General features: G+C 34.9%; 17 protein-coding genes and 1 tRNA gene. 11 read left to right on the plus strand and 7 right to left on the minus strand.

Annotation, left to right across the window (positions count from 1 at the left end; translation table 11 throughout):
* Window positions 1-99 precede the first annotated feature (99 nt).
* Both HND39_14495 and HND39_14500 read left to right on the plus strand, forming a co-directional pair.
* Entirely contained in the window at window positions 100-1449 is a 1350-nt protein-coding gene (locus HND39_14495) for an insulinase family protein (GenBank protein QKJ97395.1), read from the plus strand.
* Window positions 1449-2981 (plus strand): insulinase family protein, encoded by a 1533-nt coding sequence (locus HND39_14500; protein QKJ97396.1) that lies wholly within the window; start codon window positions 1449-1451, stop codon window positions 2979-2981. The genes HND39_14495 and HND39_14500 overlap by 1 nt, the downstream gene beginning before the upstream one ends.
* 674 nt (window positions 2982-3655) lie before the next feature.
* Here the strand turns inward: HND39_14500 and HND39_14505 are convergent.
* The 6 genes from HND39_14505 to HND39_14530 all read right to left on the minus strand — a co-directional run bounded on the left by HND39_14505 (window position 3656) and on the right by HND39_14530 (window position 9089).
* On the minus strand, window positions 3656-4951 hold the full coding sequence (locus tag HND39_14505) for a peptidase (GenBank protein QKJ97397.1): 1296 nt from the start codon (window positions 4949-4951) through the stop codon (window positions 3656-3658).
* A gap of 18 nt (window positions 4952-4969) precedes the next feature.
* Window positions 4970-5863: a DMT family transporter gene (locus HND39_14510; GenBank protein ID QKJ97398.1), complete on the minus strand. Its 894-nt coding sequence runs from the start codon at window positions 5861-5863 to the stop codon at window positions 4970-4972.
* A complete protein-coding gene (locus HND39_14515) occupies window positions 5860-6981 on the minus strand; it encodes an alanine--glyoxylate aminotransferase family protein (protein ID QKJ98024.1) in 1122 nt (373 codons plus the stop codon). Before HND39_14515 ends, HND39_14510 begins: the two co-directional genes overlap by 4 nt.
* A gap of 3 nt (window positions 6982-6984) precedes the next feature.
* On the minus strand, window positions 6985-7869 hold the full coding sequence (locus HND39_14520; protein ID QKJ97399.1) for a dihydrodipicolinate synthase family protein: 885 nt from the start codon (window positions 7867-7869) through the stop codon (window positions 6985-6987).
* Between the two features lie 25 nt (window positions 7870-7894).
* On the minus strand, window positions 7895-8824 hold the full coding sequence (locus HND39_14525) for a proline dehydrogenase (protein ID QKJ97400.1): 930 nt from the start codon (window positions 8822-8824) through the stop codon (window positions 7895-7897).
* 191 nt (window positions 8825-9015) lie between these two features.
* Window positions 9016-9089: transfer RNA gene (locus HND39_14530), tRNA-Arg, on the minus strand.
* 988 nt (window positions 9090-10077) lie between these two features.
* On the opposite strand from HND39_14530, the gene HND39_14535 reads away from it, so the two are divergent.
* The 7 genes from HND39_14535 to gltA all read left to right on the plus strand — a co-directional run bounded on the left by HND39_14535 (window position 10078) and on the right by gltA (window position 18864).
* Window positions 10078-10959 carry a 4-hydroxy-tetrahydrodipicolinate synthase gene (locus HND39_14535; GenBank protein ID QKJ97401.1) on the plus strand — a complete coding sequence of 294 codons (882 nt, stop codon included), beginning with the start codon at window positions 10078-10080 and terminating at the stop codon, window positions 10957-10959.
* Window positions 10960-10968: 9 nt separating this feature from the next.
* Window positions 10969-11634: a 4-hydroxy-tetrahydrodipicolinate reductase gene (locus HND39_14540; protein ID QKJ97402.1), complete on the plus strand. Its 666-nt coding sequence runs from the start codon at window positions 10969-10971 to the stop codon at window positions 11632-11634.
* 90 nt (window positions 11635-11724) lie between these two features.
* Complete coding sequence (gene dapD / locus HND39_14545; protein QKJ97403.1) at window positions 11725-12423, plus strand: 2,3,4,5-tetrahydropyridine-2,6-dicarboxylate N-acetyltransferase; 699 nt, start codon at window positions 11725-11727, stop codon at window positions 12421-12423.
* 111 nt (window positions 12424-12534) lie between these two features.
* Entirely contained in the window at window positions 12535-13728 is a 1194-nt protein-coding gene (locus HND39_14550) for an aspartate kinase (GenBank protein QKJ97404.1), read from the plus strand.
* A gap of 130 nt (window positions 13729-13858) precedes the next feature.
* Complete coding sequence (locus HND39_14555; GenBank protein QKJ97405.1) at window positions 13859-16156, plus strand: TonB-dependent receptor; 2298 nt, start codon at window positions 13859-13861, stop codon at window positions 16154-16156.
* A 373-nt stretch (window positions 16157-16529) separates the two neighbouring features.
* Window positions 16530-17387 (plus strand): sulfide/dihydroorotate dehydrogenase-like FAD/NAD-binding protein, encoded by an 858-nt coding sequence (locus tag HND39_14560; GenBank protein ID QKJ97406.1) that lies wholly within the window; start codon window positions 16530-16532, stop codon window positions 17385-17387.
* 13 nt (window positions 17388-17400) lie between these two features.
* On the plus strand, window positions 17401-18864 hold the full coding sequence (gltA, locus tag HND39_14565) for an NADPH-dependent glutamate synthase (GenBank protein QKJ97407.1): 1464 nt from the start codon (window positions 17401-17403) through the stop codon (window positions 18862-18864).
* Between the two features lie 48 nt (window positions 18865-18912).
* Here gltA and HND39_14570 read toward each other — a convergent pair whose 3' ends face one another.
* Window positions 18913-20544, minus strand: coding sequence for a DUF814 domain-containing protein (locus HND39_14570; protein QKJ97408.1), 1632 nt, complete (start codon window positions 20542-20544; stop codon window positions 18913-18915).
* A 154-nt stretch (window positions 20545-20698) separates the two neighbouring features.
* On the opposite strand from HND39_14570, the gene HND39_14575 reads away from it, so the two are divergent.
* Both HND39_14575 and HND39_14580 read left to right on the plus strand, forming a co-directional pair.
* Complete coding sequence (locus HND39_14575; GenBank protein ID QKJ97409.1) at window positions 20699-21460, plus strand: PASTA domain-containing protein; 762 nt, start codon at window positions 20699-20701, stop codon at window positions 21458-21460.
* Between the two features lies 1 nt (window position 21461).
* Complete coding sequence (locus HND39_14580; GenBank protein ID QKJ97410.1) at window positions 21462-22115, plus strand: ribulose-phosphate 3-epimerase; 654 nt, start codon at window positions 21462-21464, stop codon at window positions 22113-22115.
* The last annotated feature ends 103 nt before the right edge of the window (window positions 22116-22218 follow it).

A 22218-nucleotide genomic window follows, 5' to 3' on the forward strand; every position in this document is an offset into this window, starting at 1 on the left:
GAATAATACAGGTTTCTCTCTTGGCTCAACCTGACTAATGAATTAAATTTGTCATTAAAAATCAAAATAACTATTCGAAAATAAATCAAGGAGTTAAATGTGTGCAGACTAAATTTATTATTGATGATAGGATTGATGTTGTTTATGCTTACTGATTTAATAGCAAGCGATAACAAAATTCTGCCTTATCCAATCTATCAGCATAAACTGGCAAACGGATTAAATGTTGTTACCGTTCCTTTCGATAGCCCGGGATTAGCAGCATTCTATATTGTTGTTCGGGTTGGATCCAGGAACGAAATTGAACAGGGAGTTACCGGCTTCGCTCATTTTTTTGAACATATGATGTTCAGAGGAACTGATAAATATCCGCGTGAAAAATATAATGAAGTTTTAAAAAGCACAGGTGCCGGAGCGAATGCAAATACTTCGTTGGACAGAACAATTTATCACATGACTGGTAATGCAGATTATCTTGAAGAAATGTTTGAACTGGAATCAGACAGATTTATGAATCTCAATTATTCTGAACACGATTTTAAAGTTGAAGCAGGTGCTGTTAAAGGTGAATACACAAAAAACTTTGCTAATCCTTATCAGCGCCTTTATGAAAGTTTACTAAACACTGCATTTGATGCTCATACTTACAAACATACAACGATGGGATTTTTTAATGATATTGTAGATATGCCCAATCAGTATGCGTATTCACTCCAATTCTTTAAAAGGTATTACAGACCAGAATATTCGACAATAGTTGTTGTTGGTGATGTTAAAGAAGAAAAAGTTAACGAACTTGCAGAAAAATATTTTGGTATGTGGGAAACGGGAAATTATACTGCTGATGTTCCGGCAGAACCTGAACAAAAAGCGGAACGGAATGTACATCTTCAGGATGGATCGATTCCACCTTTTATGAGTTTAAACTATAAAGGTCCTGCATTTAGTGATTCAAAAATTGATATGGCAGCACTTGAAGTTCTTACAACAATTCTATTTTCACAAAATTCAGATTTATATAAAAAGCTTGTTGTCGAGGAACAAAAACTCAGATTTCTTGGCGGAGGAGCGATGGCTACACGTGATCCGTACCTGATAAACATTCAGGCGTCATTTATAGACAAAAATGATTTTCAGTATGTTAAAAATGAAATCGTAAAAGCGATAAATAATATCAAAGAAAATGGTGTCAGCAAGGAACTTTTGGATAAGACCAAATCAAATCTGAAATACAGCTTTGCAATGAGTATTGATAATCCTGATGTGATTGCCAACTCACTGTGCAGGTTTATTTATCTGACTGGAGATCCTGAATCATTAAACCGATTCTATTCGCTCTATGATACAGTAACAGAGTCCGATGTGAAGATGGTTGCCGAAAAATATTTTAAAGATAGTGGTTTAACAATAGCTACCATTTCAGATGATGAAAAAGGAGGTGTTGAATAATGAAAGCGTTAATAATTTCAATTTTAATTAGTGGATTTATTATGGCTCAACAGATTGTTGAATTAAAACAACCGAATTCTTCCAAGATAGTTGTAAAATTTATGTTCACGAACGGATCAGTTACTGATGCGGCAGGAAAAGAAGGATTAACCTATACGACAGCTCAGCTTATCACGCAAGGTGGAACCGGTAATTTAACTTATAGTGATATTCAGGATAAAATTTATCCTATGGCAGCAGATTATTTTTCTTTGGTTGATAAAGAAGTTGTTACGTTCACTTTTCTTTTTCATAAAGATTGGATTGAAGAATTTTATCCGATTATGATTGGATTAATTACAAATCCTTCTCTAAGCCAGGCGGATTTCGATCGTGTGAAGAAAAACCAGCAGGCTTATGTTGACCAGGTGATACGTGCTTCATCAGATGAAGAATACAGCAAAAAAGCTCTGGAAGATTTTCTTTTCAGAGGAACAAACTACCAGCATATGGTTGAAGGAAAAACAGCTTCGGTTGGAGCAATTACACTTGATGATGTAAAAAATCATTATAAAAATTTCTTCACAAAAAATAATCTTATGATCGGTATTGCAGGCAGTTATCCCGAATCTTTACTTGAGAAAATTAAAAATGATATTGCAAATCTTCCTGATATAAAACCTGTTATTCCTGAGGTACCGAAGATCAAAATGCCCGATGGAATTGATGTAGAAATCATTTCTAAAGATGGAGCTTTTGGTTCCGCAATTTTCACTGGCTATCCTTTGGATATAACCAGAGCCAATGATGATTTTGCAGCGTTGATGGTAGCTAATTCATATCTCGGCGAACATAGAAAATCTTATGCTAAGCTTTATCAGGTGATTCGTGAAGAGCGGTCTATGAATTACGGTGATTATTCTTACATCGAATGGTATCATAACGGCGGTGGAAATATGGTACCACCTTCCGGTGTTCCAAGACATTCAAATTATTTTTCAATCTGGATTAGACCTGTTCAGATTGCAAAACAATTAAGGATGCAATATCCCGAATTAGATAGTGTTGAAATTGGTCACGCACATTTTGCACTTCGGATGGCTTTGAGAGAAATGGATAAGATGATAAAAAATGGATTGAGTCAGGAAGATTTTGAGGCAACAAGAGCTTTTCTGAAAAGTTATATCAGGCTCTACATAAAATCACCCGAACAGCAGCTTGGATATCTTATGGATTCGAAATTTTATGGAAGGGAAAATTACATTGAAGAACTGTCCGGACTTCTGTCTGAACTGACACTCGATGATGTGAATAATGCAATCAATAAATATTTTCAGATTGAAAATATGAAAATCACTATAGTTACTGATGTAAGTGAAGCTGAACCACTCGCAAAAAGTCTGAAAGAAAATTTACCATCACCGATGAGTTATTCAAATATTGTGAAAGCTGGATTACCGGAAGAGGTTCTGAAAGAAGATGAAGCAACAGAAGATTTTAAATTGAATGTAAAGAATGTAACAATAATAAATTCAGCAGATACATTTAAATAAAAAAAAATTTTATGGGACAGTCTTAGACTGTTCCATAAAAAATATTACACTATCGACTTAAGTCCATTACCACTCAAATCATTTCAGAAATAAAAATGCGATTGTCCGAACCAAACAATCTTGAAAAAGGGATAGATAATTATCTGTCTAAATTGGAATTATTAAATCGGAGTATTTTAAGAAAAGTATTTGAGGGGAAACTGGTTTAATACAATAGCCCCGAGTTTCAACTCGGGATAAAAGAAAAAATCCAAAACTAACCGGGCTTTAGCCCAAACAATTTGGCTAAAGCCGATAAATATTTTCTATATTATATAATCCACGAGCTAAAGCTCGTGGCAATTGGTCAGGAATCCAATGCTGCGTGCGGAGTTGTAACGGAGGAGATAGGTCTTTGGTCTAATAATAAAACTAGTTTAATCATAATTTTTTATAATTAAAGGAAACAGCATATATTTAATTATAGACTTTTATAATTAAGGGAAAACATCGAAAATCAATGAAATTTGAAGCGTTCAAAAGCGGGAAGTACTTACAGCAAAGGGATCATAAAACCTTTTCACCGGCTAACATAAATCATCAATGGATTTGGGATGATGTGAAAATTAATACTAGGATGCATTTAAATAATATAAAAATTATAAAGAATTGAAGTCAGGTTTTACCTAGCTTTTTTATTCCGGTACTTCATACCCAATCCAATCTTCGATTGTGTTAATAATATATTCCTGATCCTTTTCATTAAAACTTTTTATTCTTGTTCGATGATTACCACCGGGTTTAACCATCTTGATTGCATTAGTTTCACCAGTCAACTCAACAGCTGTTGCTGACCAGGAATCAATTTCACCATAAATAAAAATCATATTATTTCCGTGTTTCTGAATCCATGTATTAATTTCCTGCATTATGCAGCAATCATAAACAGGTTTCATATAGTCTGGTAAAAATATTCTGCTCGTCGGTTCTTTAACTTCTTTTAATAAGTCTTTAAAATTTGAAATATCGTAACCGTAGTAACCCATCTGAGTGTAAGCCTGATAAATGAAAGGAAGATTGGACTCAATTTCCTGATCAGAAAAATAACTGAATGAAGATCCTGTTTTCAGATGCTCAAATAAATCATCGTTTGATGCTGTTGTGTCAGGAATTTGTGAACACTTTGTGTACTGCCATTGCCAGAACGCAAATCCATACTCAAGTACTACATATTCAAAAATGAATTCGTAGTCACCGATTGAATAATTATAACCCGACATTTTTGTATCCTCGATAAACATCGGGATTAGTTCATCTTCTCGTTTCAAAACCTCTCTTTGGAATGCAACCATTTTATCTCTACACTCTTTTGTTCCAACATTGTCGAGGAAATGATAAATGCGTGGATCTTCTGGTGCAAGATTCAATGGTGCTACATAGCAGACTGAAGCATCAGCATCATCAGGAAAATAATATTTATGGATATATGTTGTCTGACCACCTTTGCTTATTCCGGTTGTGATCCATTGTTTGTCATAAATTTTTTTTAGCGTTTCAATTATTTTATGATGATCATTAGCAGCTTGTTCAATTGTCAGATAATTCCAGTCGAGTGAATCAGGTTTCGATTCACCGAAATAACGATGTTCGACTACAATCTTATTGCATTTTAATATTGATGATAGTTCATTTTCTCTGTTGTAATCAATGTTGTATCCATCAAGTTCAATCACCATCGGCAACGAAACATCTTTATGTGACAAATAAAATTTCTGTCTGAACTTTTTTCCTTCAGGATGATTATGGTCAATCGGTTGCTCGATAAATATTTTATATGCTTCATTATATTCTGAATCGGGTTGAATTATTTCTACATTCAGAATTCCCGGGAGAGATTCCAGATTTTTCTTTAAATCATTCTGCGAGTAGAGAAGGGAAAAGCAAAGTAGTACTATCCCCAGAACAGTTACAGAAAGCTTAATTATTTTCATTATAAGCTCATCTGATTATTAAGTTGAATAAATTTCTTTTTTCTTTCCGAAAAGATAAAGTTGAGAAAGAATCATTCCAAGCATCATTAAAACACAGCCAAATAATCCTCTCAAAGGAATTGATTCATCAAGCAGCAGCCAGCCTCCGATTAAAGCAAATACAGCTTCCAGGCTCATAATGATTGCAGCATTTGCAGGATGAGCTTCTTTTTGAGCGATTACCTGAATTGTAAATGCTATTCCAACAGAAAAGATTCCGGCATATAATATCGGAAGATATGCTTTTAGTATGTTTTGAAATTCAGTTGACTCAGTGAACAGTGCGGCAAGCCAACTTAGCAAAGCACAAACAGTGAATTGATAGAACGCAAGCTTGAAGGATTCGATTCTTTTTGAGTAATGTCCGATTACAAGAATTTGAATTGCCCAAAAAAAAGCTCCGATCAATACAAGTATGTCACCAATATTAATCATAAGTGATTCGGTAACACTTAGCAAATACAAACCAAAAATTGCTACTAAAGCACCAACCCACGTCATCAACGAAGTTTTCTGCCCGATAAAAAGTCCTAAAATTGGAACAAGGATAATATAAAAACCAGTGATGAAACCAGCTTTGCCTGCTTCGGTATAAACCAATCCGTACTGTTGAAAGGCTGCACCAAGAAAAAGAACGGTTCCTGATATTAATCCTCCAATAAAAATCTTCTTGTCAGCAAATGATTGAAAACTTTTTGTTTTAATTTGTTTGCTTCGATTGATAAGCAGGAGTGGAATTAATGAAAGACTTCCAAGTGCAAATCTTGCGGTGTTAAATGTGAACGGTCCTAGAAATTCCATTCCGGCGCGTTGTGCTACAAACGCGAATCCCCAAATGACCGCAGTTAAAAGTAGAAGTAAATTTGATTTCAATTAGATAATATTTCTTTCAGTGCAGTTAGTAATGCGTCAATATTTTTTTTATTTGAAGAATAACCCATTAATCCGATTCGCCAGACTTTACCGGATAGTTCTCCTAATCCTGCACCAATTTCTATGTTGTAATCATTCAGAAGTGACATGCGTACATTTGCTTCGTTGACACCATCCGGAACGGCTATTGTTGTTAGCTGTGGCAATCTTTCATTTTTATCGACGAAAGCTGATAAACCGATTTTTTCCAGTTCGCTGATCAATTCTTTACCGTTAATTTCATGACGCTTCCATGAATTTTCTATTCCTTCTTCTTTAAGAATTAAGAGAGCTTCGTGTAAAGCATAAAGAGAATTAATTGGTGCAGTGTGGTGATAAGTTCTTTTGTTACTTCCACTCCAATAACCTAAAATTAAATTCAAATCCATGAACCAGCTCTGCACCGGAGTTTTTCGATTCTTAACAAGTTCAACAGCCTTTTCATTAAAAGTTACAGGTGAAAGACCAGGTGGACACGACAAACATTTCTGCGAACCAGAATAAGTTGCATCTATATTCCATTCATCAATCAATACAGGAATGCCACCGAGTGATGTAACAGTATCAGCAACTACAACACAATTGTACTTATGTGAAATTTCTGTTAACACTTTAATATTGCTTTTAGCTCCGGTGGAAGTTTCGGCATGGACAAATGAGCAAAGATTTATTCCTTTATTTTTTTTCAATGTGTCTTCAAAAGTTTGAGGATCAATTGATTTACCCCACGGAAAACTTAAAACAATCGGTTCGGCTTTACATCGTTCAACAATGCTTTTCATTCTTCCGCCAAAAACTCCATTAATGCAGACTAATACTTTAGTTTTTGGTTCAATCAGATTAACAAGACATGTTTCCATCCCGACTGAGCCTGGACCTGATACGGCAAAAGTAACATCATTTTTTGTTTGGAAAGAATACTTGAGAAGTTGTTTAATTTCATCCATCAGTTCAATGAATTTTGGATCAAGATGACCAATAGTATTTCTTGACATTGCTTCTAATACTCTTGGATGAACATTAGATGGACCTGGTCCTAATAAAATTCTATCTGGTGGTGTAAAGGAGTTCATATTAATTTTTTATTCAATTAAAGCTGCTTTTTTGAGAATAATTTTTAATTCGATTAGTTGAGCTTCACTCAACGGTTCCAAAGGCAAGCGCGGAAGCCCACCAAAATAACCAACTAAATCCATCGCAGCTTTCAGACCAGCGACACCATATTTTGCTGTAACTGCCTTATTTACAGGAATCATTCTGTTTTGAATTTCAAGTGCTTTTTCAAAATTCCTTTCACGTATAAGGTTAAAGATTTGAATACATTCGTCGGGAGCGATATTTGCCAATGCAAGAATCCCAGCCGAAGCACCACTGAGAAGTGCTGTGTAAAGAACAGAAGCAGTTCCAACAATCATTCTAAAATCAGGCGATACATTTGCTGATATCTCAGAAATTCTTGAAGGTATTTCAGTGCTATCTTTTAATGCAATAATATTAGGATGAGATGATAATTCAATTACAGTTTCAACTTCAAGATTTACAGTTGTAAATTTTGGAACATTGTAGAGGATAACAGGAATCATTACGCTATCAGCAACTTTGGTATAATAATTTAGTAAAGTATGATGTTTCATTTCTGTTTTGAAAAATGAAGGTGTAATAATTAAAGCAAAGTTTGCTCCCGCTTCCGCAGCATCATTAGTCAGTGTGATTGTTTCCTTAATTGAATCAAGTCCAGTTCCTGCTATTAATATTCTGTTAGTTTGCTTTCTGGCACTTCGAATTAATTGAAGCTTTTCTTCAGCAGTTAGAAATGCACTCTCTCCATTTGAGCCAAATAGAACATAACCAGCAAGCATCTTCTTTTCATACTTTAATATATTCCCAATAAACTTTTCGTACGATACTTCTTCACTCTCAAACGGTGTTGTTAGTGGGGGATAGATTCCTTTTAATAAATCAGCCATAACTTATTGTATTTTATTATTTAGATTATTTATTAAACATATTTTTTAATATAAACCAAACGTTTGCAGGTCGTTCAGCTAATCTACGCATATACCATGGATACCAGTGATTTCCATAACTGATTAAAGTCCTGATTTTATATCCATCCTGTGCTAGTTTGTATTGAGCACTGGATTTTATTCCATATAACATTTGAAACTCCAGTTTCTCTTTAGGCAGACCAATCTTTTCGCTTTCATTTTTAATGTGCTCCTGAATAATTAGATCATGTGTAGCAAAAGCGGCTCTAATCTCTTTTTCCTGAATCTGCTTTAATAGAAATTTTGATAGCTTAATATAGTTTTCATTAACCTGATTTAGTTTTTTGAATACGACTGAAGCGGGTTCTTTGTAAGCACCCTTTACCAATCTTATCCATGGTTTTATTTCAGACATTGATCGTAGATCGTCCATGGTTCTGTACAAATATGCTTGCAGACAGAGTCCTACATTGTTGTATTTTTGCTTTATTTGTTTGTAAAATTCTATCGTTTTATCAGCATAGCTGCTATCTTCGATGTCGATAAAAACATTATTGTTAAGTTTGCCGGCTTTCTCGGCGATATTTGAAAATAACTCAATAGTTTTATTGAAGGAAAGATCAAGTCCAATGTGAGTCAGCTTAAGCGAAACTTCTACATCAAGTTTTTCGTTATTTATCTTTTCGAGCAGGTCGAGATAATGTTGGGTGTTTAACTCAGCTTCTTTGATATTTGTTATATTTTCACCAAGATGAGTAAATGTTGTTGGTATGTTGTTTTTGAGAAGTTCTCGTGTTGCAAGAATCGCATCTTCAACCGATTCACCAGGCATAAAACGTTTCACTGCCTTTTGCGCAAAGTTCATCTTTGGAACACGATTTTTCAACCATTCATTTCGTGAAGCCCAAAGAAGAATATTTCTACTTATGCCCATAATGAAAATTAAAATTGAGGTAATATTATTTAATGATATTTACTTTTTATCAAAACTCATTGAAATGTAATAAAAACAAAAATTACCGTTATCTAATAAGCATGTCAAAAATAAATAATGATTACAATCACGTTGTTAGTTATAACTTGCCTCATCAACCCCTTGTTAGTTACGCACATTAAAAAAAGTAGTACACCCGTAGGGATTCGAACCCCAAACCTTCTGATCCGTAGTCAGATGCTCTATCCAGTTGAGCTACGGGTGCAATTAATTATTTTTTGTATAACCTTCTGATCTCCCGTTTGTAGTCGGGATAAACTCCGTCAGATGCTCTATCCAGTTGAGCTACGGGTGCAATTAATTATTTTTTGTATAACTTTCTGATCTCCCGTTTGTAATCGGGATAAACTCCGTCAGATGCTCTATCCAGTTGAGCTACGGGTGCAATTAATTATTTTTTGTATAACCTTCTGATCTCCCGTTTGTAATCGGGATAAACTCCGTCAGATGCTCTATCCAGTTGAGCTACGGGTGCAATTAATTATTTTTTGTATAACCTTCTGATCTCCCGTTTGTAATCGGGATAAACTCCGTCAGATGCTCTATCCAATTGAGCTACGGGTGCAATTAATTATTTTTTGTATAACCTTCTGATCTCCCGTTTGTAGTCGGGATAAACTCCGTCAGATGCTCTATTCAGTTGAGCTACGGGTGAACGATGACTTTCCGGTTAAAAATGTATCATTAACAATTGATACTTTCACTGCAAATATAATCTAAAATTTTTGAAGTTTAAGATGTATTTAATCGTTGGATTCTCATCTCAAGTAAAACTTAAATTCAATAATTCATTATGAACCTATTAAAAGCAAATGCATCATTCTAATAAAAATATTTAACACTTTCTCATATTGTAAACTGATGAAGACTTTTATAAATAATTCCAATTACAAAATTCAATTTTCACTGGCATACATCTTGGGAATATGACCAATCAGGCAAGAGTAAATAAGTGCTCATCACGAAGATATTATTGCAATTCTGAGACGCATTGGAATCTTAGAATTATTTGTGGAGGCTTGATGAGCCACTCTTGCCAACGATTTGAAACTATGTCCTCGTCTCCAAAAGGTCAATATTATTTCCCACATCAATAATCTCCTCTAAACAATCTTAATAATTTTTTTTATTTTTGAAAGTAGTCTAAACTCTGTTTGGACGAATCAATCAGAAAATAAAAAATAAGGAGATAGATGTTTAAAGGAACAGGTACGGCTTTAATCACACCATTCAGGAAGGATACTTCCATTGATATAGAATCGCTTAGAAAAATTGTTGACCAACAACTTCGTGGTGGAGTTGATGCTTTGGTTGTGCTCGGTACGACAGGTGAGTCACCGGTTATCGAATCTGACGAGAAAAAAATATTAGTAGAAAATGTTGTTGAGGAAGTAAAGAGAAGAATTCCTGTTATCGTTGGAACCGGCACTAACAATACTAAAAAAGTAATCGAGCTTAATAAACAAGCGGAAGAACTTAGAGCCGATGGAGTCTTGATTGTAAATCCTTACTATAACAAAGGCACACAGGAGAGTCTTGTTGAACATTATAAATATATTTCTGAAAGAACAAAGCTTCCTATTATTCTATACAATGTTCCATCAAGAACCGGAATGAATATTCTTCCGGAGACTGCCGTACGTATTCATAAGGAATGCAAAAATGTTGTGGCGATTAAAGAGGCGAGCGGAAACATTTCACAAATTGCTCACCTGATTTCGATAAAACCAGATTCGCTGTCTGTACTTTCCGGTAATGATGATCAAACGTTATCTATAATGGCTTCAGGTGGTGATGGAGTAATTTCTGTTTTCTCAAATCCCTATCCTTCAGAAATGAAAAAAATTACTGAAGCAATGTTGAATGGCAAATTAAGAGAGGCGCAAACTTTGAACAATAAATATTTTGCTATGATGAATGCTCTGTTTATTGAAACAAGTCCATCACCTGTAAAATTTGTAATGAGCAAACTGGGACTTTGTGAAAATGTAGTAAGACTTCCTTTGATAAAAGCATCCCTAAAAGTTGAGGAACTTCTTGATAAAGAAATGAAAAGATTATCATCAGTAAAATGAGGTTATAAAATGAAATATGGTTTAGTTGGCGCTTCCGGAAAACTTGGTAAAGAAGTCATTTCTGTATTTGCAGAAAAAAATAATGATCTGGTTTTTTCATTTGATTTGCAGGGAGATTGGAAGCAAACAAATCCTGAGGTTTTAATCGACTGTTCTCTTCCGGAGGCATTTGATAAAATGATGGATTTCACAAAAGATTTTAATGTGCCTCTTATTATTGCAACAACAGGATTATCGGAAAAACAATTATCGTATTTAAAAGAATATTCAAAACTAAAACCAGTAATTCAAAGTTATAATTTTTCGTTAGGTATCCAGATTCTACTTGAGCTTGCAAAAATCGCTTATGAAAAATTACCAGACTGGGATATTGAAATTTCCGAAACACACCATCGTTTTAAAAAAGATAAACCTTCAGGAACAGCAAAAATGATCCAAAGCATTTTCAAAGGCAGAGAAGTGAATACTACTTCACACAGATTAGGAAATGTTCCGGGCGATCACACAGTAAATTTTGCCGGACTTGGAGAAGTGGTTTCCATTCAACATAGAGCTTTATCAAGACGAACATTTGCAGAAGGAATATTAAAATCTGCAGAGTTTGCTTTGAAAAAAAAGAACGGTTTTTATTCGTTTACTGATGTAGTGTTTGGAAATATATCAATGGAACACTGATTATTTTGATTGTTTATGATCTGTGCCGGTCATAATTAATCTGTAAAATCTGCGTTCTATTTGTCTTCATTATTATCAATAGGATTTATTATGGATTCACATGAAATCATAAGAACAATATCAGACGCAAAAAAGAAAACACCGGCAAAGGTTTATCTTCAGGGTGAACTTGGTAAAATTAATTTTGGTGAATTAGATTATTATGGTTCATCGGTTTCTGGAATTCTATTCTGCGAATATTCCGATTTCGAAAAATTTTATGAAAGTAACAAACAATTCATTACTAAATTTAAGATTGAAATTGATAGAAGAAATTCGGCAATTCCAATGGCTGATCTTTCAAAATACAATTGCAGAATCGAACCCGGAGCGATTATCAGAGATATGGTGGAGATTGGTGATCACTGCGTCATAATGATGGGAGCTGTGTTGAATATTGGTGCAGTAATCGGTGAAAGAACAATGATAGATATGAATGTTGTAATTGGTGGAAGAGCAATTGTTGGTAAGAATTGTCACATCGGTGCAGGAACAGTTTTAGCCGGAGTGATTGAGCCGCCGAGTGCTGATCCTGTAATAATAGAAGATGATGTTTTGATTGGTGCGAACGCAGTCGTGCTGGAAGGTGTAAAAGTTGGTAGAGGTGCAGTAGTTGCTGCTGGTTCGATCGTTGTTAAAAATGTTGAACCAAATACAGTTGTTGCCGGAGTACCAGCAAAATTATTAAAAAAAGTTGATGATAAAACTAAAGCTAAGACTCAGCTAATGGAAGAGTTGAGGAAGCTGTAGATGGAAGATGGTTGATGGAAAATGTATGATAAGAATTTTATTCCGAACTTGTTTCGGAATCTTCCCAGGAATGCTAAATATGAAAGTGAAGCAAGTTCGTCATAAATAAAAATGAAATTAATCGTTCAAAAATATGGTGGAAGCAGTGTTTCTGATGTTGACAAACTGAAAAAGATTGCTTCGATGATTGCTGCAGTCAGGAAGCAGCAGATTGATGTTGTTGTTGTAGTTTCAGCAATGGGAAAAACTACAAACCAGCTTATCGAAATGGCAAAAGCAATTTCGCCTGATCCTCCACGAAGAGAAATGGATATGCTGTTAAGTACTGGCGAACGAACTTCCATGGCTTTACTTTGTATTGCACTTCATGAAGAAGGAATTGAATCAATTTCTTTAACAGGTTCACAAGCCGGAATAATAACTAATGACCGTCATAATGATGCAAGAGTAATTGAAGTTCGCCCGATCAGAGTTCTGGATGAAATTGATAAAGGTAAAGTTGTTGTAATCGGTGGTTTCCAGGGCGTCAGTTACAAACGCGACATAACGACATTAGGAAGAGGGGGTTCGGATACTTCAGCAGTTGCATTAGCTGCTGCATTAAATGCAGAAAGATGTGAAATATATTCTGATGTTGATGGTGTTTATACAACTGATCCGAATATTGTAGCAAATGCAAAACATCTTCCCGAAATTTCTTATCAGCAAATTCAGGAAATGGCGGAAGCAGGTGCCAAAGTATTGAATGCTCAGGCTGTTCAATTTGCTAAAGAGGCAAAAATTACTTTGTTTGCACGTGATACGTTTAAACCAGGTAAAGAAACAATTATAAAAGATGTTTCCAGAAAAGAACTGTCAAGCGTTTTAGCTGTAGTTTATGAAAAAGATATCGTTCGCGTTTTTGTTCACGACGCAGATAAAATCTATGTTGTGCTGGACTTTCTTGAAAAGAATCAGATCCCAATTAAAGAATTTCAGGTATCAGGTATTTCTGGTGATAAAGGATACAAATGTTCGTTTATCATCTCAACAAGCAGTCTGTACAATTGGGAAAAAGTCAAAGAGAGTCTCGAAGAAAAGTTAAGAGATGGTATTTACATCAATGAAAACTTTGCAGCAATTTCGATAATTGGCGAAGGTTTCAGCCGAAACAACGATGCATTGATTGAGACAATGAAACTGCTGGATTCCAAAGCAATTAATTATTACGGAATAAACACAACATCATTCAGAATTTCTCTGCTCGTCGAAAAAAATCTCCTTAATGAAGCTGTAAAAATCTGCCACGAGTATTGGATTAAATAACGAGGTAAAATTTATTCCACTACAAATTCTATCCGTTGATTTCTATATTTGATAAACATATCTGATTATTAAACTTTTTGTGCCATATTTTTTGTCTAATGATATTGATACAATCAAGATAAAATTTTATATGAATATTTTTTTTAGGATTATTTGTGTCTGTTTAGTTGTTGTAACTCAGGTGATTGCTCAACAAGGTCAGGGTAATTTTTCCGGAGGTTCTATTTTTGGTAAAGTGTTTGACTCATCAACGAAGCACGCAATTGAATATGCGAACATTATCATTTTCTCTTTACGTGATTCATCGATGGTGACCGGTGGAGTAACAAATAGTGATGGCGTGTTCAACATTACACTAAACAAACCTGGTAAATTTAAAGTCGAAGTCAGGTTCATCGGATACGATACTGAAACAATTGAAGTATCAGTAAATCCATCTTCACCAAATATAAATCTCGGTGATATTCTTATTCATCCAACAGCAATAAATTTATCTGATGTTGTCGTTCAGGGAGACAGATCTCCGGTTACTTATGAAATCGACAAAAAAGTTATCAACCCCGATCAGATGCAAACTGTAATCTCCGGAAATGCTGCAGATGTTCTTGCAAATGTTCCTTCGGTTCAGGTGGATGTCGAAGGAAATGTTAGTTTGCGCGGAAGTCAAAACTTTACTGTTTTAATTGATGGAAGACCATCTTTGATGGATGCACAGGATGCCCTTCAACAGATTTCTGCTTCGTCCATTCAGCAAATTGAAATAATCACGAATCCAACAGCTAAATATGATGCTGAAGGAACTGCTGGAATAATTAATATTATTATGAAAAAGAATTTAGGTCAGGAGTTGAATGGTATCTTTAATGCAAATGCTGGAATGTATGATACTTACGGTGGAAATTTTTTAATCAACTACCAGAATGGTTTCAAAGCAAATGCTGGGCTCGATTTTAATCAAAGGAATTTCCCTGGTGATCAAACACAGAATAATATTTATTATCTCGAGAACGGCACATCAACAATAAACTCAATTGGTGAAATCGAAAGAAGAAGAATTTCTTTTGAAGGCAGAGCAGGTATCGAGTTTAATTTAAGCGATTACGATCTCCTTACATTTGGAGTTCGTGGTGGAAAAAGAGAAGGTGGATTTAATTCCACTGATAATTTTACTGAATTTGCTTCATCAGATTCTGCTGATTTTCATTACAAAGGAATTAACGATAGGACACGCGAAGGAACTTACTATTCATTAAATTCAAATTATACCCGGACATTTGATTTACCCGGTCATCAATTAATAGCTGAATTGCTTTTTAGCAAACAGTCATCAGATGAGTTAACAACTACTGCAGAGTTTGATAACGTTAATCAACTAAGCGGGAAAAAAACAACCGAGAATGGTCCATCCACAGATTTCAGAGGAAAGTTAGATTATACTTTACCATTTTCTGAGGTGAGTAAATTTGAAGCAGGTTATCAGGGAGAAATTGAATTATCGGATGAGAGCAACGATCTTTATGAATACAATCCCTCCACCAATCAATATGAACTTCAGGCTCAGTTCAGTAATCTTACAAAGTACAATGAAAGTCAGCATTCACTATACTCAATGTATTCCGATATGTTATGGGTTTTAAATTATCAACTTGGATTGAGAGTTGAATATACTTACAGGAATATTGAAGTTCCTTTGATGAGTCAGACTTTCAATATCGATCAGGTTGATTACTTCCCGAGTATTCACACTTCATATAAAATTACACCAGTGTCAACAATCATGGCAAGTTATTCACGAAGAATTAACCGACCGGGAGGTTGGGCACTCGAACCATTTCCAACCTGGGTTGATGCAAACAATGTTAGGGTTGGTAATCCCAACTTGTTACCAGAATTTATTGATTCCTATGAAACAGGTCTTCAGTCGATTCTTGGAAGTGTTAATCTTTCCATCGAACTATATTTCAGGAAGACAACAAATAAAATCGAATGGGTGCGGACGGCAATAGAAGACAATGTAACTTTAACAACGTTCAGCAATGTTGGTGAAGATTATTCACTCGGCAGTGAAGTAATGGTGATATTCGATCCATTCAGTTTCTGGAATGTTAACCTGATGGGGAATCTTTATAATTATCGTGTTGAAGGAAGTATATTGAACGAGCCATTTTCAAACGAAAGTTTCAACTGGCAGACAAGAATGAATAATACTTTCAAGCTCTGGAGCTCGACCCAAGTACAGTTTAATTTGAATTACAACAGTCCAACAGTTTCTTCGCAAGGGCGATGGGAGGAATTTTTCAGTTCTGATCTTTCTATAAGACAAGAAATTATCTCAAATATTCTCGCGATAACTTTACAAGTAAGAGATGTTTTTGGAACTGCTAAAAGAGAATTTTCTTCGGAAGGTACCCAACCTGTACAATTATAATTATTTTAATATGCACACTCCGGCATTGACATTAAATCTTCGATATACATTCAACAACTATAAACCTAAACGGGAAGGCAGGGGAGAGGATAGCGGCAATTTTGAAGGTGGTGAAGAATTTTAAATTGCTAACCTACCAACAATTTTTATCTTACTTCACGACCTCAATCATTTCTCCATTTCAATAATTCATTTTCTATAAATAAGAATTATTGTCAACCATCAGTTCTATCTCCGTTCAGTTCAGAATAAAAAGCTAATAATTGAACTAAAAAAGATTGACACATTCCATTCAATATCGACTCAACATTTTAAACTTCTGGCATATTTTGTGGGAATGTGATTCAACTCAGGACAATTATAAAAACTCATTATGTATAAAATTTTATCTGCAACATTTATTGCGCCTAACATTAAAAGATTTACAATTGAAGCACCAAAGATTGCTCATAAGAGAAAAGCCGGACAGTTTGTAATTATCAGAATAGATGATTTTGGAGAAAGAATTCCTTTAACTATTGCTGATTCCGATTCTGAAAAAGGAACGATTGATATTATCGTGCAGGGTATTGGTAAAACAACTAACGAATTAAACTCACTTCAGACCGGAAATTATCTTAAAGATGTTGTAGGACCACTTGGCAAAGCTTCGCACATAGAAAATTATGGTACTGCAGTTAGTATCGGTGGTGGAGTTGGAACTGCAATTGTATATCCGACAGCCGTTGCTTTAAAACAAGCCGGTAATCATACTATTTCAATCATCGGAGGAAGAACAAAAGAGTTTGTGATTCTTGAAGATGAAATGAAAAAAGTTTGTGATGAAGTTTTTGTAACCACTGATGATGGAAGTTATGGTAAACACGGTTTTGTAACTGATCAGTTGAAAGAATTAATCGCTCAAAGAAAAATTGATTTCGTTCTTGCAATCGGACCAATACCGATGATGAAAGCAGTTGCAGATGTTACAAGAGAGAAGGGAATTCAGACTGTTGTAAGCTTAAACCCGATAATGGTTGATGGCACAGGAATGTGCGGTGGATGTCGTGCAACAGTTGATAATAAAACTGTTTTTGTATGTGTTGATGGACCGGAATTCGATGCACACAAAGTTGATTTCAAAACTTTGATGACAAGAAATCAATCATACTTGATGGAAGAGAAAGTTTCAATTGAAGGGCACGAATGTAATTTAAACAAACTTCAGCCTAATGATATTCTAACTTATTAATTGAAAGTTAAATATGTCAGAAAAAATTTCTAACAAAGAAAGAATGAAAATTCCAAGACAGGTAATGCCCGAACAAGATCCTGTTCAAAGAAGAGCTAATTTTTCTGAAGTAAATCTTGGATTTACAGAAGAACTTGCAAAGATGGAAGCACTTCGTTGTATTCAATGTCCAAAACCAACTTGTATTGAAGGTTGTCCGGTTGGTGTGAAGATAAATGAGTTTATTGCTTTAGTTGCTGATGGTGATTTTTTAGGTGCTGCGTCAAAAATGAAAGAAGATAATTTACTTCCTGCAATTTGTGGAAGAGTTTGCCCGCAGGAAGAACAGTGTGAGATCAAATGTGTTGTTGGAAAAAAGAATGAGCCCGTTGCAATTGGAAGATTAGAAAGATTTGTTGCAGATTACGAAAGAGAGACAGTTGGTATTCGGGTTCCATCACCAAAACCTAAAACCGGGAAGAAAGTTGCAATTGTTGGAAGCGGTCCAGCCGGTTTGAGCTGTGCAGGCGATTTAATACAAATGGGACACGACGTAACTGTGTTTGAAGCCCTTCACGAACTTGGTGGTGTGTTGATTTATGGAATTCCGGAATTCCGTTTACCAAAATCAATTGTTAAAGCTGAAATAGAATCACTCAGCAAACTCGGTGTTGAATTTAGAACTAATGAAGTTATTGGTTTAACGGATACCGTTGATGAGCTTATGAAAAAAGGGGCTTCGTCTCCGACTTCGACCTCTCAAGATGGTTATGACGCTGTTTTTATTGCAGTTGGTGCCGGACTTCCATACTTCCTGAATATTCCTGGTGAAAATCTTAACGGTGTTTATTCTTCAAATGAATTTTTAACAAGAGTTAACCTGATGAAAGCGTACCGCTTTCCTGAATTTGATACTCCTGTTTTCAATTGTAAAGATAAAAACGTTGCAGTGTTTGGCGGTGGTAATACTGCAATGGATACAGTAAGAATTTCAAAACGTCTTGGTGCAAAGAATGCATATATCATTTACAGAAGATCAGATGTTGAAATGCCTGCACGTGAAGAAGAAATTCATCATGCAAAAGAAGAAGGGATAGAATTTATTTTACTTTCAAATCCTCTTGAATTTATTGGTGATGAAAGGGGCTGGCTCAAATCTGTAAAGATTCAAAAAATGGAACTTGGTGAACCCGATTCTTCCGGAAGAAGAAGACCAATTCCGATTCAAGGCTCGGAATATATTCTCCCGATTGATATGGCTGTAATTTCAATTGGCAATGGTTCAAATCCTATCATTCAAAAAACAACTCCCGACTTGCAGTATAATAAGTGGGGAAATATCATTGTTGATGAAAACACAATGAAGACATCGAAGAAAGGTGTTTTTGCAGGCGGTGATATTGTAACCGGTGGTGCAACCGTTATTCTTGCTATGGGTGCAGGAAGAAAAGCTGCTTCAGCGATTAATGATTATTTACTTAATGGAGATAATCCGTAAATATTTTGCGTCATAAGTTTAACTGAGACAATTAAAATATTTCAATTATTAATCTTGTGAAGAGACGTACTCACATCCAGCAGGAATCTCAGGCTTTACTAACAATACATCTTCTCTTAATAAATGAACAGTTCCAACCGGATCTCCTTTTTTCTTCACTACGTATTTTTTAAAAGTAAAAGCAACCGGAACTATTCCTGCCGTCTTTGCCTTGCTGTGAAAAGCAGCAATCGAAGCAGATTTTTTTAATACACTTTTCGGAACAGGTTCTTTTGTGTTATGAATTCTCAAAACTGCGTGTGAACCTGAAGCACCTCTTGCATGGAACCAATAATCGTTTTGCTTTGCAAACTTTGTTGTTAAAAGATCGTTGTTCTTACTGTCTTTGCCGACATAAAGATCATATTTTCCTTCAATCACATAGTGTTTGAACCTCAAGCTCAAATCATCTTTAGCTTCTTTTTCTTGTACGGATTTTATCCTTAGTTTTTTCATTACTTCTTCCAGTTCTTTAACTGATTGAATTTGATTAACAGACTCATTCAGATTTTTAAGATAGTTGAATTCACTTTTTAATTTTTTCACAAGTTCTTGAGTTTTTGCAATCAACGTTCTTTCTGATTTTGATTTTTCGAAGTAGTAATCAATATTTTTTTGAGGTGAAAGCTTTGGATTAAGTGCAATCTGAATTTTAATGTCATCACCGAAAATATTATCAACAGTAATATTGTTCATTCCTGCTTTGATCTTGCTGATATTAGTCAGCAGAAGATTTCCGTTTTGGTTGTATTCAGCTTCCTTGCTTCCTCTTTCCAGAATTCCGTTAAGACTATTAAGCCTGTTAGAAATTTTATTTATTTCTCTATCAAGAGATTGTTTGATTAGCTTCAAACGCTCTGATCTTGAATCAACATAATATTTTTTTGAAAGAAGAAAATTCTGTGCCTCAATTACATTTTTGAACAAAAACTTTTCTGTAAATGGTATGCTTTTAAAATTCTCAAAACCGAGTTTTATTTCCTGAGCGCTTTCATCTGCAAATACACAAGGGCTGGATATCCTGATCTCTTCTAGGACTCCTTTCAATATGTTTTCAAGTTTTAGATTTGAATTATCATTAGATCGTGATTTTACTTCTTTGATTATATCAGTTCCAAGCACCGGATATTTTTTCCTGATGTGATCAAGATAATTTGTCTCAACAACAAGATGCAGATTGATTGCGTTCCAATCTTCTGAAAACTTTTTATTCAGAAATTCATCATGAATAACGGAAAGTTCAGCTTGTCCGATAGTTTTGAATGGGATGAAGACTTCATTATTTGAAAAAAAAACGTTTGTAAATTTTCCCCTGATTGCAAAATAGATTTCTGAATGTTCGAGATTGAATTTTATAATCCTGTCATCAACAGCAATTTCAAGCGAATGAATCTTTTCATCAACAGACTGGTTAAAAAAGTCTATCGTGTTTTTCTTTGCTCTCGAAAAAGTATTTTTTATAGTTAAATAAGGGCTGCCGGGGACAACACATATCTCAACAAATTTCTCATTACTTTTATTCCTGCAATGAATGATGAGCGTACCTTTTTCCTGCGAAAATATTTGTGCAATATTTAATCCTTTTAAAAGATCATTTGCCTCAATGATTAACCTGTTAAGAAAGAAATAATTTCTGTGCATTTAAATTCATATTATAATCGTCTCAACAAATAAAAGTATGCCGGATGGCAAAAACAAAATTAAATTCATAATCCATACAACCATACAGTCAATCATCCATACTTCTATTACATCGTTAATTGTATAAGAAAACTGCAATTGATATATTTGATTTATGAAAAATTTCCTTCGAAATTCTCTGTTAAAAAAAATACTTTACGGTTTTATAGGCTTAATATTATTTATTATCGTTCTGGATAATTTTATAATGCCGTGGGTTGTGAGTTCTCCTGAAACAACCGTCCCGGAAGTAATCGGAATGCAGGTTACTGAAGGAATTCGTGTACTTGAAGAAAAAGGATTTGAACCTGTAATCAGTGATACATCTTATGGTCTTCAATCAAAAGTTGGGGAAATTTTTCTGCAAAAACCTGATCCCGGTGCTGTTGTGAAAGAAGGAAGAACAATTTATTTGTTTGTTAGTGGTGGTGATAAAACTATATCGGTACCTCTGTTAAAAGGTAAATCACTTCTCGATGCAAAGTTTGCACTTGAACGTTTGGGTCTAAAATTAGGAAGAATTGAAAGAATTCCTTCCAGCCAGCCTCAGGATATGATTTTTGATCAACAGTTTGAAGAGGGAACATTACTCAAACAAGGTGACTTTGTTGGTGTTTCAATTAGTGCAGGTACAGGTGGTGGAACGATTATTGTCCCTGATCTGATTGGTAAATCTCTTACAGAAGCAAAAAAGATTCTTGCTGATAGTTCATTGATTATAGGAAAGATAAATTATCAACCCTCTGCAACTCTGCTGCCTAACACTATACTTGATCAATATCCAAGCAGTGGTAATTCTGTAAATCCCGGAAATGCCGTTGACCTTTTTGTTACAAAACCCGCAGATACCAATATTCCTAATGAGGAGAATGATTAATATGACTTACTTAGCTCCTTCAATACTCTCTGCAGATTTCTCAAATTTATCGCAGCAAATTCGTATGACTGAAATGGGTGGAGCAGATTGGATTCATTGTGATGTGATGGATGGTCATTTTGTTCCGAATATTACAATCGGACCTGTAATAGTAAAAGCTGTTAGAAAAACCACTAAGCTTCCGGTTGATGTCCACTTAATGATTGAAAATCCGGATAAATATTTGGAAGCTTTTGCTGAAGCAGGTGCAAATTATATATCGGTGCACGTTGAAGAAGTTGTTCATCTTAACAGAACTGTAAATCGAATAAAAGAACTTGGATGTAAAGCTGGTGTTGTAATAAATCCTGCAACTCCTGTGTCTGCTTTGACAGACATTGCTGAATATATTGATCTGCTACTCATTATGACAGTTAATCCGGGATTCGGAGGACAGGAATTTATTCCAAATTCAATCAGAAGAATTGAAGAGGCTGTAATTCTCAGATCAAAACTTAATGCAAATTTTTTAATTGAGATTGATGGCGGTGTTAATTCAAAAACTATAGTAAAAGCAAAGAAAGCCGGGGCTGATATTTTTGTTGCTGGTTCTGCAATATTTCATTCTGATAATATTACGGCTTCGACTGCCGAATTAAGGAATCTTATTAAATAAATGTTACACTGAATCCTTCCAGGTATCAATTTAAGTTACACATAATTGATCTCTCAATTAATAAATCTTTCGTACATTAATTCTTTTAACAAATACAGGGACA

The organism is Ignavibacteriota bacterium, assembly GCA_013285405.1.
Classification (GTDB): Bacteria; Bacteroidota; Ignavibacteria; order Ignavibacteriales; family Ignavibacteriaceae; genus IGN2.